The following is a 12,885-nucleotide window of genomic DNA, read 5'->3' on the forward strand; positions in this document are numbered from 1 at the left end:
GCCGGCCAGGGTTTTGTTGACTGAGTACATATCCATTGCCGCCGTTACCGCAGCAACGGATATACACACAAAACTCAAGTAAGCAGTCCCAAGTCATCAAACCCTGAACCGCCCCACCAACGTCTGCAAATGAACCCCCAACCGGGCCAATTCAGCGCTCGAAGCGGCCGTCTCTTCACTGGACGACGCAGTTTGCTCCGACACATCGCGCACATTCAGCACGCTGCGGTTGATCTCCTCGGCCACGGCACTCTGCTGCTCGGCCGCAGCGGCGATCTGCTGGTTCATCGACTGAATGGCCGAGACCGTGCGGGTGATGTTTTCCAGGGATCCACCGGCGCGGCGGGTCAGTTCGACGCTGTTGTCGGTCAGGCTGCGGCTGTTGTCCATGATGGTCGCGACCTGCTCGGTGCCTGACTGCAGGCCGACGATCAGTTCTTCGATTTCTTCTGTGGACTTCTGGGTGCGCTGGGCCAGGCTGCGGACCTCGTCAGCCACCACCGCGAAACCACGTCCGGCTTCGCCCGCACGGGCCGCTTCGATGGCCGCGTTGAGGGCCAGCAGGTTGGTTTGCTGGGCTACGGACTTGATCACGTCCAGCACGCTGCCGATTTTGTCGCTTTCGCGCTTGAGGTCGCCCATGGCTGTGGTGGAGTTACCCACTTCGAGGGCCAGGCGTTCGATCTGGGCGATGGCTTCGCCGACCACTTTTTCACCCTCGCGTGCCTGCTGGTCAGCCGCGACGGCCGCTTCGGAAGCTTCCTCGGCATTGCGCGCCACTTCCTGCACCGTGGCGGTCATTTCGTGCATGGCGGTGGCGACCTGGTCGGTTTCCACTTTCTGGCTGTTGACCCCGGCGCTGGTCTGCTCGGTCACGGCCGAGAGTTGTTCGGCGGCGCTGGCGATTTGTGTAACGCCGTCGCTGATGCCGCCGATCAACTGCCGCAGGCCCACGGTCATGCTCTGCATGGCGCGCTGCAATTGACCGAGTTCGTCGCGGCGCTCGGAGGTGAGGTTGTGGGTCAGGTCGCCCGCGGCAATGCGCTCGGCGACTTTGAGGGTCTGGTCCAGCGGGCCGACGATCTGCCGGGTGATGACCAATGCTGCGATCACGCCGAACAACATGGCCAGCACGGCAGCCGATACCAGGACGGTCTTGGCCTGGGCGGCGTCCTGGTCGCGCACGGCGGTCTGGGACACGGTCAGGCTTTTGCTGGACTCAAGCAATACTTCGCCTTGCTCGGTCATGCGCTTGAGCGCCGCGGCGGTATCAAGCTGGGAATCGCGAAACTGACTGACCGCCGCACGGTAGGCGTTGATCGAATCGCTGGCTTGCTGCAGGTTGGCGGAGTGCTCCTCAGGCAACTGCGCCGGTAGGCGTGCGAGAAGTTTGAGGGCATCGGTAATGGCGTCAAGGGCCGGTTGCTGGGCTTCGTTCTTACCGCTGTAGGTGTAGCCGCGAACCTGATAACGCGCTTGCTGGATCGCCTTGCTCAGGGATACCACGCTGTTGAATTGGGCGACGTTCTCGCTTTGCAGCGTGGCTTTTTCAACCTCGGCGACGCGGGCCACGGCGTTGTCGGCGCTGGCGCCGAGTTTGCTGCGGGCATCTTCGCGACTGACGGTGGCGCTGGCCATCTCGGCGAAGGCGCTTTTGTACTCGGCCACAGCGGCCAGTTGTTTGTCGATCAGCGCCACGTCGGCCGGCTGCTCGATCATCTGGCGGGCTGCGGTCAGGCCGGTCTCGAGTTTGGCAAGCAGATCGTTGACTTCCTGCGGACCGTTTTCACCCCGCGTGGTGTAGTAGTCCAGGCGTGCCAGGCGCAGGTCCTTGCTCAACTCGTTCAGGCTGGAAATGTAGCCCAGCTTGTCGCCACGGCTAATGACATTGCCCAGGCCGCTCCAACCGGTGAAAGCGATCATCAAGGTTAGAAATAGCACCAGACCGAAGCCGAAGCCGAGTTTGCGATTGACGCTTACGTTTCCCAGACTCTGGGTAAGCATTCGGAACATGCTGATTTCTCCCTTGCTGCACTGAATTGGTTTTATGGGAGCTGTATCGGCGGGGCGGGAGGGATCTGTAGAAATGAACTGAGAATCCTGGCGCTCGCCACAAAAAACGGGCAAGCGGCAGGGGGTCAGAACAACCGTGCGAGCAGCGCGGTAACGGCGGTTTCGACGCGCAGGATGCGTTCGCCCAGTTGTACCGGTTGCAGTCCGGCCTTGGCCAGCAGGTCGATTTCGTAAGGAATCCAGCCGCCTTCGGGGCCGATGGCCAGGGTCACGGGTTCGTCCAGCGCGCGAGGGCAGGGGGGGTAGTTCCCCGGATGGCCGACCAGACCGCAGGTGCCGTTCGCCATGGCCGGCAGGCGGTCTTCAACGAAGGGCTTGAAGCGCTTTTCGATGATGATCTCCGGCAGCACGCTGTCGCGCGCCTGCTCCAGGCCAAGGATCAGTTGTTCGCGAATGGCCTCGGGCTCCAGGAACGGGGTCTGCCAGAAGCTCTTTTCCACGCGGTAACTGTTGACCAGTACCACGCGCGGCACGCCCATGCTGGCGATGGTCTGGAGCACTCGCCGGAGCATTTTCGGTCGAGGCAGGGCCAGCACCAGTGTCAGTGGCAGCTTGACCGGCGCAGGTTGGTCGAGTGTCACTTGCAGTTCGGCTTCATGGGCTTCCAGGCGCAGCACCTGGGCCGTGCCCATCAACCCGCCGATACGCCCGACCCGCAGGCTGTCACCGACGGCGCTACGGTGCACTTGCTGCATGTGGGTCAAGCGGCGATCGCTCAGCACGACGCGGTCAGGCCCGATGAAGTCGGCCTCTTCAAGCAGCAGCAGGTTCACGCTTGGGTCGCTGGCGGCTGGTCGTTATGGTCGTCGACCGGCTGATCGTCTGCTTCTTCCCGGCGCTTGCGCACCAGACCGCCGAACAGGATGCCGATCTCGAACAGCAGCCACATCGGCACGGCGAGCAGGGTCTGGGAGAAGATGTCCGGCGGGGTCAGGATCATGCCGACCACGAAGCAGCCGATGATCACGTACGGACGAATTTTCTTCAGGTACGCAACGTCGACCACGCCGATCCACACCAGCAGTACCACGGCTACCGGGATTTCGAACGCCACGCCGAAGGCGAAGAACAGCGTCATGACGAAATCCAGGTAGCTGGTGATGTCGGTCATCATTTCCACGCCCGCGGGAGTGGCGGCGGCAAAGAACTTGAAGATCAACGGGAATACGAAGAAGTAGGCGAAGGCCATGCCGGTGTAGAACAGCAGAATGCTGGACACCAGCAGCGGCACGGCAACGCGTTTTTCATGCTTGTACAGGCCTGGCGCGATGAAGCCCCAGATCTGGTGCAGGATCACCGGGATCGCCAGGAACAACGAGACCATCATCGTCAGCTTGAGCGGCGTCAGGAACGGTGACGACACGTCGGTGGCGATCATCGTCGCGCCTTCCGGCAGGTACTGGCGCAGCGGTGTGGAAACGAAGGTGTAGATCTGTTGGGTGAAGGCAAACAGCCCGGCGAAGATGACGAAAATCGCCGCCACGCAACGCAACAGGCGGGTGCGCAACTCGGTGAGGTGCGATACCAGCGGCATCGGCTGGTCGTTTTCAGGAATATCGCTCATGGGGCTCGCGGCGGCAAAGTAGGGTCGTTAGGAACGGCTGGTGCCGCCACTGTCGGGGCGGGCTCCACGGGGTTCGCGGGCGCGGCTGCTACAGGCGGCGTGTCATCCACCGGCGCCTGGGGGGCAATCGTCGGCTCGACCGCCGGCTGAACCGGTGTCGGCTCCTGCTGGGTCGGGGTGAAGATTTTCCGCGCTTCCTGCTCCAGAGACAGAATGTGTTCGTTGTGCAGTTGCCGACGAATGTCGTCGGCCCCGATTTCACGTTCAACTTCCTGTTTGATCGCATTGAAGCTGCGCTTGAGCCGCCCGATCCATAGACCTGCGGTGCGCGCAGCGCCCGGCAGCCGCTCGGGGCCCAGTACCAGCAGGGCGACGAGGCCGACGAGCAGCAGTTCAGTGAAGCTGATCCCAAACATTAGTCAGTGCTCACGAGTCTTTGCGGGCCGGCTCTTCGACTTTCTGTGCCTGCACATCGATGGTGTGCGGGGCATTCACAGGTTGAGTGGCCTGTGGGTGAACCGGTTGGCTCGGCTGCGCTGGTTGAGCGGGCGTCGCTGCCGGGTCGGCCGGTTTTTCGTCGTCGTTCATGGCCTTGCGAAAGCCCTTGATCGACTCGCCAACGTCAGTGCCCAGGTTCTTGAGTTTCTTGGTGCCGAACACCAGTACCACGACCACCAGAATGACGACCCAGTGTTTCCAGTCAAAAATACCCATGTGGCTATTCCTCTCGTAAGTTGATCAGGCGGACGGACGCGAGGCTTTCTCGACGTGCCCGGACAGACCGAAACGACGGTCCAGTTCATCCAGTACAGCCTGCGGGTGCTGCCCCAGTTGGGCAAGCATGACCAGGCTATGGAACCACAGGTCGGCGGTCTCGTAGATCACGTCACTGCAGTCGCCGCTGATGGCAGCGTCCTTGGCGGCGATGATGGTCTCGACCGACTCTTCACCGACCTTTTCCAGAATCTTGTTCAAACCCTTGTGGTACAGACTGGCGACATAGGAACTGTCGGCCGCTGCGCCTTTGCGCTCTTCCAGCACCTGGGCCAGGCGGGTCAGGGTGTCACTCATGGGTATGTCCTGAATAAATGGCGTGCGGGTCCTTGAGCACCGGGTCGACGGTTTTCCAGTCGCCGTTCTCGAAGACGCGATAGAAGCAGCTTTGACGGCCGGTGTGGCAGGCGATCTCACCGACCTGCTCGACCATCAGGATGATGACGTCGCCGTCGCAGTCCAGGCGCATCTCGTGCAGGTGCTGCACGTGCCCGGACTCTTCACCCTTGCGCCACAGCTTGCCACGCGAACGTGACCAATAGATGGCGCGGTTCTCAGCGGCGGTCAGGGCCAGCGCTTCACGGTTCATCCAGGCCATCATCAGCACGCGCCCGGTCTTGTGATCCTGGGCGATGGCCGGCACCAGGCCGTCAGCGTCCCATTTGATCTCGTCCTGCCAGTTTTTCATCTTCGACTCCGACAATGGGCCGCGCATCTCAAGTCGACGGGCCCAGCCTTGAAACAGTGTGCCAGCGTGAACCGGTGCTGGCTATCGACGAACGACCAGATACAAACCAACGATGACCATGATGCCGGCGGGCCAGTGGCCCAGCTGACTCAACGGACCCCCGCTCGCCAGTACTGCACCGCCACCCAGGTGAGCGGCGCCGAGCAGGCGCATGAACCAGTCGTCCCCGCGCTCTTTCCACGGCGGCGCGGGATCGTGGGCGTGGGGTTGGGACATGCGTTCGAGCAGGTCGCGGGTCATGTTGGCCAGGTGCGGGAGCTGCTCGAACTGGCTCTGCACGTTGCCCAGCAAGGTTTTGGGGCTCACGCGCTCACGCATCCAGCGTTCGAGGAACGGCTGGGCGGTGTTCCACAGGTCCAGGTCCGGGTATAGCTGGCGACCAAGGCCTTCGATGTTCAGCAAGGTTTTCTGCAACAGTACCAACTGCGGCTGAACCTCCATATTGAAGCGACGCGCGGTCTGGAACAGGCGCATCAGCACCTGGCCGAATGAAATATCTTTTAACGGTTTTTCGAAGATCGGTTCGCATACCGTGCGGATCGCCGCTTCGAATTCGTTGAGTTTGGTCTCGGCCGGCACCCAGCCGGAGTCGATGTGCAGTTGCGCGACGCGGCGGTAGTCGCACTTGAAGAAGGCGAACAGGTTGCGGGCCAGATAGTCCTGGTCTTCGGGAGTCAGGCTGCCGACGATGCCGCAGTCGATGGCAATGTATTGCGGGCTCCACGGTTGCACGGTGCTGACAAAGATATTCCCCGGGTGCATGTCGGCGTGGAAGAAGCTGTCGCGGAACACCTGGGTGAAGAAGATTTCCACACCGCGCTCGGCCAGCAGTTTCATGTCGGTGCGCTGGTCGGCCAGGGTCGCCAGGTCGGTCACCTGGATGCCGTAGATACGCTCCATCACCAACACTTTCGGACGGCACCAGTCCCAATAGACTTGCGGCACATAGAGCAGCGGCGAGCCTTCGAAGTTACGGCGCAGTTGGCTGGCGTTGGCGGCTTCGCGCAGCAGATCGAGTTCGTCGTAGATGGTTTTTTCGTAGTCCAGGACCACGTCAACCGGATGCAACAGGCGCGCATCGGCCGACAGCCGCTCGGCGGCCCGGGCGAGAATGAACAGCCACGCCAGGTCCTGGGCAATGATCGGCTTGAGACCCGGGCGGATAACTTTCACCACCACTTCTTCGCCGCTCTTGAGCTGCGCAGCGTGAACCTGGGCCACGGAGGCCGAGGCCAACGGCTCGACGTCGAAACGGCTGAACACTTCGCTGATCTTCTTGCCCAGTTGTTCTTCGATCAGGGCCACCGACACCTTTGAATCGAACGGCGGCACGCGGTCTTGAAGCATCATCAATTCATCGGCGATATCTTCGGGCAACAGGTCGCGACGAGTCGAGAGGATCTGCCCGAACTTGATGAAGATCGGTCCCAGGTCCTGCAAGGCCAGGCGCAGGCGTGCGCCGCGACTCAGGTCCAGCGTTCGCCGGGGAAACCAGCGCCACGGCAGCACGAAGCGCAGCGCCAGCAAAAACCAGGGCAGCGGCAGGGCGAACAGCAGGTCATCGAGGCGATAGCGGATCACGACGCGCTGGATGCGCAACAAACGGCGGACGGCAAGCAGCTTCATGCGTTATCGCTTGGTTTCAAGGGAGCGGGAAAGGCGCTCGAAACGCGCCTCGAGACGTTCCAGGTCAAGTTTGATCTGGTCCAGTTCATTAAAGCGGGCGTCGGCTTCGCGTTGGCCTACGAGAGTACGCGATTCCTCGGCCAGGTATTCACTCAGATTCTGCCCCAGGCTGGCGAAGCCTTGGCGATACCAGCGCGTGCGGCTGCGCAGATGGCCACTGAGTAGCTGAGTGGCCACCGGCCCGAGCCAGCGGGATACTTCATATTCCCAGTCCAGCTCCAGGTCCTGGAGAATCGCCGCCAGCTCCAGCAGCACGCCGCTGTCGCCGTCCAGTTCCACCTCAGGGCCATGCAGCACGGCGGTCTTGTCCTTGCTCAGGGCCAGGTTCACCAGGCTCGATGCCGGGGCGCGCAGGGTGCAGTGGGCCTCGGCTTCCCAGTGTGCGGCGAGCATCAGGCCTTCGTCGCTGGGCAGGATGAACAGCCGCAATGCGGGGCTGCGGCAATCCACCGCAATCACCTTGCCGCTCAAGTGCGCCAGGCGCGCCAGCGCCGTACTGTCCAGGCGCAGGACGCGATTGACGCCGAGTTCGACGCTGGCGAGCAGGCCGGTGAGCAGCATCAGGGCTTGATACCGCGGTGCAGGGCCACGATGCCCGAGGTCATGTTGTGGTAGGTCACGCGGTCGAAACCGGCCTCGACCATCATCGACTTCAGGGTTTCCTGATCCGGGTGCATGCGGATCGATTCGGCCAGGTAGCGATAGCTTTCCGAGTCGTTGGTGATCAGCTTGCCCATCAGTGGCATGAAGGCGAACGAGTAGGCGTCGTAGGCCTTGGACATCAGCGCGTTGGTCGGCTTGGAGAATTCCAGCACCAGCAGACGGCCGCCGGGTTTGAGGACTCGTAGCATCGAGCGCAGGGCGTCTTCCTTGTGGGTGACGTTGCGCAGGCCGAAGGCGATGGTGACGCAATCGAAATGGTTGTCAGGGAAGGGCAGCTTCTCGGCGTCGGCCTGGACGAACTCGACATTGCCGGCCACACCCAGGTCCAGCAGGCGGTCACGACCGACCTTGAGCATGGACTCGTTGATGTCGGCGAGCACCACCTGACCGGTCGGCCCGACAATGTGAGAAAACTTCTTCGTCAGGTCGCCGGTGCCGCCGGCGATGTCCAGCACCCGATTGCCGCTGCGCACACCCGACAGTTCGATCGCGAAACGCTTCCACAGACGGTGCATGCCACCCGAGAGCAGATCGTTCATCAAGTCATATTTGGCGGCTACCGAGTGGAAAACCTCAGCGACTTTTTCCGCCTTTTGGCTTTCCGGCACGTTCTTGAAGCCGAAGTGAGTGGTGGGTTCGGCATCGCTGCCTTTGCGCTGATCAGTCATATCGCTGTCACCAAAAAAGAATGCGGGACATTCTAATCCCGGTAGAGGGCTTTGTCTTGGCAAGCCTGAAGGTAAGATGAGCGACCGCCGGGACGTTTTGACGCAGCCAGGGTCAGAAACGTGCAGGCAAGTCCCGATAAAACAGGAGTCATCAGATGGCCCGTATAACAGTTGAGCGTGCCCACGGCCTGGGCAAGGAAGCGGCCCGCGCGAAAGCCGACCAGTTGGCGCAGAAACTGTCCGACAGCTATGGCCTGGAGCCGCAGTGGTCGGGCGACACGCTGAAGCTCAAGCGCTCCGGGGTCAAAGGCGAGGTGCATGTGGGCGAGGACTCGATCCGCGTCGATGTCGAACTGGGCATGTTGATGTCGGCCATGAGCGGCACGATCAAGACGGAAATTGAAAAGGCGTTGGATAAAGCATTGGCTTGATTGAAGAGATGACTCAAGTTCATCACTCATTCACCTGTGGGAGCGAGCCTGCTCGCGATAGCGGCGTGTCATTCAACATCAATGTTGCCGGTCTATCGCCATCGCGAGCAGGCTCGCTCCCACAGGGGAAGTCATCACCTCGGATTCTGTGGCAGTAGTTAGGGTGCCGTTTCTAATTATTGTCACTACTTTGTGCCTGAGCCCGACCGTGTACGGGCAGTTCCTCAAACCTGTTATCGAGTGAGGTGCACCATGGCCAAAGTTATTTTGAAGAAAAAAACCGACGTTGAATCTTCCACGCTCAGCGACGTGAAAACGTACGCGCGCAAGATCTGGCTGGCGGGCCTGGGCGCCTACACCAAGGTCGGCCAGGAAGGCAGCGAGTACTTCCAGGAGTTGGTAAAAGCCGGTGAAGTTATTGAAACCAAAGGCAAAAAGAACATTGCCGGAAAACTCGAAGCGGCTAACAGCGAACTGATTGAAGCCAAGACTGACGTCAACACGTTCAAGGCCCGGGTTGAAGTACAACTCGATAAAGTCGAGAAGGTATTCGACGCCCGTGTTGCAAGTGCCTTGAATCGTATCGGCATTCCGTCTAAACATGACGTTGAGACACTCTCTGCTAAGCTCGATGAGCTGACGGCATTGCTTGAACGTGTCGCGCGTAAACATTAAGGAGAACGGGATGGCTGGCAAAAAAATCACCGAAAAAGAAGGCAGCTCGTGGGCCGGGAAGATTGAAAAATACTCCCGCAAAATCTGGCTTGCTGGTTTAGGCGTGTACTCGAAGATTGACACTGACGGCAGCAAACTCTTCGAGTCCCTGGTTAAGGACGGCGAGAAGGCCGAAAAACTCACCAAGACGGCGGTCGGCAAACAAGTCGATGCTGCCAAGGGCTCTGCCGAGTCCGCCAAGTCGCGAATCGGCGGCGTAAAAGATCGGGCGATGGGCAAATGGGACGAACTGGAAGGGGCTTTCGACAAGCGCCTGAACAGCGCGATCTCTCGGCTGGGCGTGCCGAGCCGCAATGAAGTCAAGGCGCTGCACAGCAAGGTCGACACCCTGACCAAGCAGATCGAAAAACTCACCGGCGCCAAGGTCGCGCCAGTGGCGGCCAAGACTGCGGCAGCCAAACCTGCCACCAAGACGGCAGCCAAGCCATTGGTCAAGGCCGCGGCGAAAGCCGTCGCTAAGCCTGCGGCAAAAGCAGCGGCCAAGCCGGCGGCGAAAACCGCAGCCGCCAAACCTGCCGCCAAGGCAGCGGCCAAGCCGGTAGCAGCCAAACCCGCGACCAAAGCAGCGGCCAAGCCGGCTGCCAAAACCGCGGCCGCCAAACCTGCTGCCAAGCCTGCGGCAAAAGCGGCGGCCAAACCCGCCGCGGCGAAAAAGCCTGCGGTGAAAAAACCGGCTGCGCCAAAAGCTGCCGCACCGAAGGCGCCGACTGCTGCCGCCAAACCGGCCGCCCCGACGAGCCCCGCGAACTCCGCTTCGGCTCCGACTCCGGCGGTTACCCCGACCGCTGCGCCGGCTCCATCGACGCCTACCACCCAGTCCTGATATCCAGGGCAAACAAAAACGCCCGGCCTGTGAAGGTCGGGTTTTTTTATGCGTATTCATTTGATGCACCGCAGAAGTGGGCTTGCTCCTACAGGGGGGCGGTGATGCAAATACTGAAATCACCCAGAAAACATTGTGGGAGCGAGCCTGCTCGCGATAGCGGTGTGTCAGCCACATTGATGTTGGATGTGCGTCCGCCATCGCGAGCAGGCTCGCTCCCACAAGGGATCTTCCTCTGCTGGTCGTTAGTCGTGCTCTTCCAGGTACCGCAACGCCAGTTGCTCGGTGGCAACCTTTGCCGCCGGCGGCAGATGCGGCGCTACCAGCATCATGACCTGATAGACCACCAGTCGAACTTCACCCTCGCGGTCGAGGATTCGCTGATAGTCCAGCGAGAACAGTAAGGTCATGGTGATCTGTTCCACCAGTTGCCCCAATGCCTGGGTATCGCTGACCAGCATCCCCTGGGCCTTGAGTTGCGCCAGCAGCGAGGCCAGGGTGCGTTTCAGGGCGTTGAGCAACTGGCGGATGCCCTTGGCCAGTTTTGGCAGGCGTCCGGCCAGGTTCGACAGGTCCTGGAACAGAAACCGGTATTGAGCCAGCCGTTCGACGATCAGGTGCAGGAACAGCCAATAATCTTCCGGCGCCAGTTGTACATCTGCCGGTGGGTCCAGCAGCGGTGCCAGTTCGCCCTGGAAGCGCTCGAACAACCCGAGGATCAGGGGCTCCTTGCCATGAAAGTGGTAATAGAGATTGCCTGGGCTGATGCCTATTTCGTTGGCGACTTCCATGGTGGAAACGTTCGGTTCGCCCTTCTCATTGAACAACTGCAGGGCGCATTCAAGAATGCGGTCGCGGGTTTTCATCCGGTCTTCTTAGTGATGGAAATCGTGCCACGGCCCAGTGTCTGGCCGTGGAGTGAGCCCTTAGCGCACGCGCACATAGGTTCCCGGCGCCGCTTCCAGGGGCGGGTAGTTCGCGTTGCCCAGGGTCATCTGTGTTTCGCGTTGGGCGCCGGAGCGTTCCTGGACCCAACCCAGCCACTGGGTCCACCAACTGCCCTCGATGTGCTTGGCGTCGTAATACCAGGCCCGCGGGTCGCTGCTCAGTTTCGGGTTTTCGACGTAGTTGGCCTTGGGGTTGCCCGGCGGGTTGAGAATGCTTTGGACGTGACCGCTGTTGGACAGCACGAAGCGCCGCTCGCCACCGAGCAACAGCGTTGAGCGATAGACCGCGTCCCATGGCGTGATGTGGTCATTGATGCCCGCCACGCTGAAGCTGTCCACCGTCACTTTTTGCAGGTCGATCGGTGTGCCGCACACTTCCAGGCCGCCGGGGTGGGTCAAGGGATTGTGCTTGAAGAAGTCCAGCAGGTCGCCATGGTAGGCCGCCGGCAGTCGGGTGCAGTCGTTGTTCCAGTAGAGGATGTCGAACGCCGGCGGCTCCTTGCCCAGCAGGTAGTTGTTGATGAAATAAGTCCAGATCAGGTCATTGGGGCGCATCCAGGCAAACACCCGGGCCATGTCGCGGCCATCGAGGATGCCTTTCTGATAGGAGCGGCGCTTGGCGGCTTCCAGGGTCTGCTCGTCAGTGAACAGCGTGGCGGGGCTCTCCATCTGGCTGTCCAGCAGGCTCACCAGGTAAGTGGCGCTGGCGACCCGGCGCAGTTGGCGCTTGGCTTGCAGATGGCCTTGCAGGGCGGCGATGGTCATGCCGCCCGCGCAGGCGCCCATCAGGTTGACCTCACGAGCGCCGGTGATCGCCCGGCAGACATTCATGGCTTCTTCCGTTGCCTCGACATAGCTGGACAGGCCCCATTCGCGATGACGTACATCGGGGTTGCGCCAACTGATGATGAACACCTGCAAACCGTTTTTCAGGGCGTACTGGACGAAGCTGTTGGAAGGGCTCAGGTCGAAGATGTAGAACTTGTTGATCTGCGGCGGCACGATCAGCAACGGCTTGGCGTATTGCTTTTCGCTCATGGACTTGTACTGGATCAGCTCGAGCATTTCGTTGCGAAACACCACCGCCCCCGGTGTAGTCGCCAGGGTCTTGCCGACTTCGAAGGCATGAGGTGTGACTTGCCGCGGCAGCCCGTCATTGTGCAGCAGGTCGTCCACCAAGTGGCTGATGCCACGAATCAGGCTGGTACCGCCGGAATTGAACAGCTCCTTGACCGCCAGCGGGTTGAGCAAGGTATTGGAAGGCGATACGGCATCGTTGAGCAGGGCGAAAGCGAAGTGAGCCCGGGCACGGTCATCGGGGCTCATGTCGCATTCGTCGATCCAGCTCTTCATCTGTTTCTGCCAGCTCAGGTAGGCCTGCAGGCTGCGACGATAGAACGGATTGAGCTCCCAGGTGGGATCGGCGAAACGCTTGTCGTTGGGGTTGGTGGGGTGCAGGGTTTCCCCTAGCAGCACGCGGCCCAACTGGCTGCCCAACTTCAACGCATGCCGGGCGCTGTGCACTGGGTTGCGCAAGCCGTGTACGGCAACACTGCGCAGGGTGGAAAGCAGGTCCCGGCCCCGCAGGCCGGTGACCGCACTTTGTGCGTTGATGAAGTTGGCAGGGGCGGGCATGGAACCCTTCGCCGGTTTGTCGCGCATGAGTCAACTCCTTCGTCATCAGGCTAAAAACAAACACACCGAACCAGACAACATAGTCGCTGTTCCGGGTAGTTGCGCGATCCGGCGTCCTGCCAGGCGCTTTTGGGCGGT

14 protein-coding genes and 2 pseudogenes are annotated in these 12,885 nt (G+C 61.0%); 3 read left to right on the forward strand and 13 right to left on the reverse strand.

The features are described 5' to 3' along the window. Positions 1–96: 96 nt before the first annotated feature. The 11 genes and pseudogenes from CRX69_RS28135 to ubiE form a co-directional block, all read right to left on the reverse strand. Positions 97–969, reverse strand: a complete 873-nt coding sequence (locus tag CRX69_RS28135; RefSeq protein ID WP_420821200.1) for a methyl-accepting chemotaxis protein — start codon at positions 967–969, stop codon at positions 97–99. Then, positions 955–2,013, reverse strand: a pseudogene (locus tag CRX69_RS28140) (methyl-accepting chemotaxis protein); the annotation flags it as partial. The pseudogene CRX69_RS28140 and the gene CRX69_RS28135, both read right to left, overlap by 15 nt. A 125-nt stretch (positions 2,014–2,138) precedes the next feature. Next, on the reverse strand, positions 2,139–2,846 hold the full coding sequence (locus CRX69_RS01205; RefSeq protein WP_047225991.1) for a 16S rRNA (uracil(1498)-N(3))-methyltransferase: 708 nt from the start codon (positions 2,844–2,846) through the stop codon (positions 2,139–2,141). Beyond that, complete coding sequence (tatC, locus tag CRX69_RS01210) at positions 2,843–3,637, reverse strand: twin-arginine translocase subunit TatC (RefSeq protein WP_076383016.1); 795 nt, start codon at positions 3,635–3,637, stop codon at positions 2,843–2,845. The genes CRX69_RS01205 and tatC overlap by 4 nt, the downstream gene beginning before the upstream one ends. Then, a complete protein-coding gene (tatB, locus tag CRX69_RS01215; RefSeq protein ID WP_047225989.1) occupies positions 3,634–4,053 on the reverse strand; it encodes a Sec-independent protein translocase protein TatB in 420 nt (139 codons plus the stop codon). Before tatB ends, tatC begins: the two co-directional genes overlap by 4 nt. 10 nt (positions 4,054–4,063) lie before the next feature. Further along, entirely contained in the window at positions 4,064–4,351 is a 288-nt protein-coding gene (locus CRX69_RS01220; RefSeq protein WP_047225988.1) for a twin-arginine translocase TatA/TatE family subunit, read from the reverse strand. Positions 4,352–4,375: 24 nt separating this feature from the next. Next, positions 4,376–4,708, reverse strand: a complete 333-nt coding sequence (locus tag CRX69_RS01225; protein WP_003186671.1) for a phosphoribosyl-ATP diphosphatase — start codon at positions 4,706–4,708, stop codon at positions 4,376–4,378. Continuing rightward, positions 4,701–5,099: a phosphoribosyl-AMP cyclohydrolase gene (gene hisI, locus CRX69_RS01230; RefSeq protein WP_003196931.1), complete on the reverse strand. Its 399-nt coding sequence runs from the start codon at positions 5,097–5,099 to the stop codon at positions 4,701–4,703. The genes CRX69_RS01225 and hisI overlap by 8 nt, the downstream gene beginning before the upstream one ends. 81 nt (positions 5,100–5,180) lie before the next feature. Then, positions 5,181–6,785 (reverse strand): ubiquinone biosynthesis regulatory protein kinase UbiB, encoded by a 1,605-nt coding sequence (ubiB, locus tag CRX69_RS01235; RefSeq protein ID WP_107321403.1) that lies wholly within the window; start codon positions 6,783–6,785, stop codon positions 5,181–5,183. Further along, positions 6,782–7,406 (reverse strand): annotated as a pseudogene (locus tag CRX69_RS01240) (ubiquinone biosynthesis accessory factor UbiJ). The gene ubiB and the pseudogene CRX69_RS01240 overlap by 4 nt, the downstream one beginning before the upstream one ends. After that, a complete protein-coding gene (gene ubiE, locus CRX69_RS01245) occupies positions 7,406–8,176 on the reverse strand; it encodes a bifunctional demethylmenaquinone methyltransferase/2-methoxy-6-polyprenyl-1,4-benzoquinol methylase UbiE (RefSeq protein WP_047225985.1) in 771 nt (256 codons plus the stop codon). The pseudogene CRX69_RS01240 and the gene ubiE overlap by 1 nt, the downstream one beginning before the upstream one ends. Positions 8,177–8,331: 155 nt before the next feature. Between ubiE and CRX69_RS01250 the strand changes: the two genes are divergently transcribed. From CRX69_RS01250 to CRX69_RS01260, 3 genes are all read left to right on the forward strand, one after another. Further along, positions 8,332–8,607: a polyhydroxyalkanoic acid system family protein gene (locus CRX69_RS01250; RefSeq protein ID WP_076383012.1), complete on the forward strand. Its 276-nt coding sequence runs from the start codon at positions 8,332–8,334 to the stop codon at positions 8,605–8,607. Positions 8,608–8,859: 252 nt separating this feature from the next. Further along, positions 8,860–9,282: a phasin family protein gene (locus tag CRX69_RS01255; RefSeq protein ID WP_047225983.1), complete on the forward strand. Its 423-nt coding sequence runs from the start codon at positions 8,860–8,862 to the stop codon at positions 9,280–9,282. Positions 9,283–9,292: 10 nt separating this feature from the next. Beyond that, complete coding sequence (locus CRX69_RS01260; RefSeq protein ID WP_107321405.1) at positions 9,293–10,165, forward strand: phasin family protein; 873 nt, start codon at positions 9,293–9,295, stop codon at positions 10,163–10,165. Positions 10,166–10,410: 245 nt separating this feature from the next. Here the strand turns inward: CRX69_RS01260 and CRX69_RS01265 are convergent, their stop codons facing one another. Both CRX69_RS01265 and phaC read right to left on the reverse strand, forming a co-directional pair. After that, positions 10,411–11,031 (reverse strand): TetR/AcrR family transcriptional regulator, encoded by a 621-nt coding sequence (locus CRX69_RS01265; protein WP_047225981.1) that lies wholly within the window; start codon positions 11,029–11,031, stop codon positions 10,411–10,413. A gap of 60 nt (positions 11,032–11,091) precedes the next feature. After that, positions 11,092–12,774 (reverse strand): class II poly(R)-hydroxyalkanoic acid synthase, encoded by a 1,683-nt coding sequence (gene phaC, locus CRX69_RS01270; RefSeq protein WP_107321406.1) that lies wholly within the window; start codon positions 12,772–12,774, stop codon positions 11,092–11,094. Between the last annotated feature and the right edge of the window lie 111 nt (positions 12,775–12,885).

It is taken from the genome of Pseudomonas rhizophila, assembly GCF_003033885.1.
In the GTDB taxonomy this organism is placed as follows: domain Bacteria; phylum Pseudomonadota; class Gammaproteobacteria; order Pseudomonadales; family Pseudomonadaceae; genus Aquipseudomonas; species Aquipseudomonas rhizophila.

What these genes read in the sequence shown, in the direction of transcription:
- ubiE (WP_047225985.1), bottom strand. Translation starts at nt 8,176, where the DNA reads ATGACTGATCAGCGCAAAGGCAGCGATGCCGAACCCACCACTCACTTC.
- CRX69_RS01220 (WP_047225988.1), bottom strand. Translation starts at nt 4,351, where the DNA reads ATGGGTATTTTTGACTGGAAACACTGGGTCGTCATTCTGGTGGTCGTG.
- CRX69_RS01225 (WP_003186671.1), bottom strand. Translation starts at nt 4,708, where the DNA reads ATGAGTGACACCCTGACCCGCCTGGCCCAGGTGCTGGAAGAGCGCAAA.
- phaC (WP_107321406.1), bottom strand. Translation starts at nt 12,774, where the DNA reads ATGCGCGACAAACCGGCGAAGGGTTCCATGCCCGCCCCTGCCAACTTC.
- CRX69_RS28135 (WP_420821200.1), bottom strand. Translation starts at nt 969, where the DNA reads ATGCAGAGCATGACCGTGGGCCTGCGGCAGTTGATCGGCGGCATCAGC.
- CRX69_RS01260 (WP_107321405.1), top strand. Translation starts at nt 9,293, where the DNA reads ATGGCTGGCAAAAAAATCACCGAAAAAGAAGGCAGCTCGTGGGCCGGG.
- CRX69_RS01265 (WP_047225981.1), bottom strand. Translation starts at nt 11,031, where the DNA reads ATGAAAACCCGCGACCGCATTCTTGAATGCGCCCTGCAGTTGTTCAAT.
- CRX69_RS01255 (WP_047225983.1), top strand. Translation starts at nt 8,860, where the DNA reads ATGGCCAAAGTTATTTTGAAGAAAAAAACCGACGTTGAATCTTCCACG.
- ubiB (WP_107321403.1), bottom strand. Translation starts at nt 6,785, where the DNA reads ATGAAGCTGCTTGCCGTCCGCCGTTTGTTGCGCATCCAGCGCGTCGTG.
- tatB (WP_047225989.1), bottom strand. Translation starts at nt 4,053, where the DNA reads ATGTTTGGGATCAGCTTCACTGAACTGCTGCTCGTCGGCCTCGTCGCC.
- tatC (WP_076383016.1), bottom strand. Translation starts at nt 3,637, where the DNA reads ATGAGCGATATTCCTGAAAACGACCAGCCGATGCCGCTGGTATCGCAC.
- hisI (WP_003196931.1), bottom strand. Translation starts at nt 5,099, where the DNA reads ATGAAAAACTGGCAGGACGAGATCAAATGGGACGCTGACGGCCTGGTG.
- CRX69_RS01250 (WP_076383012.1), top strand. Translation starts at nt 8,332, where the DNA reads ATGGCCCGTATAACAGTTGAGCGTGCCCACGGCCTGGGCAAGGAAGCG.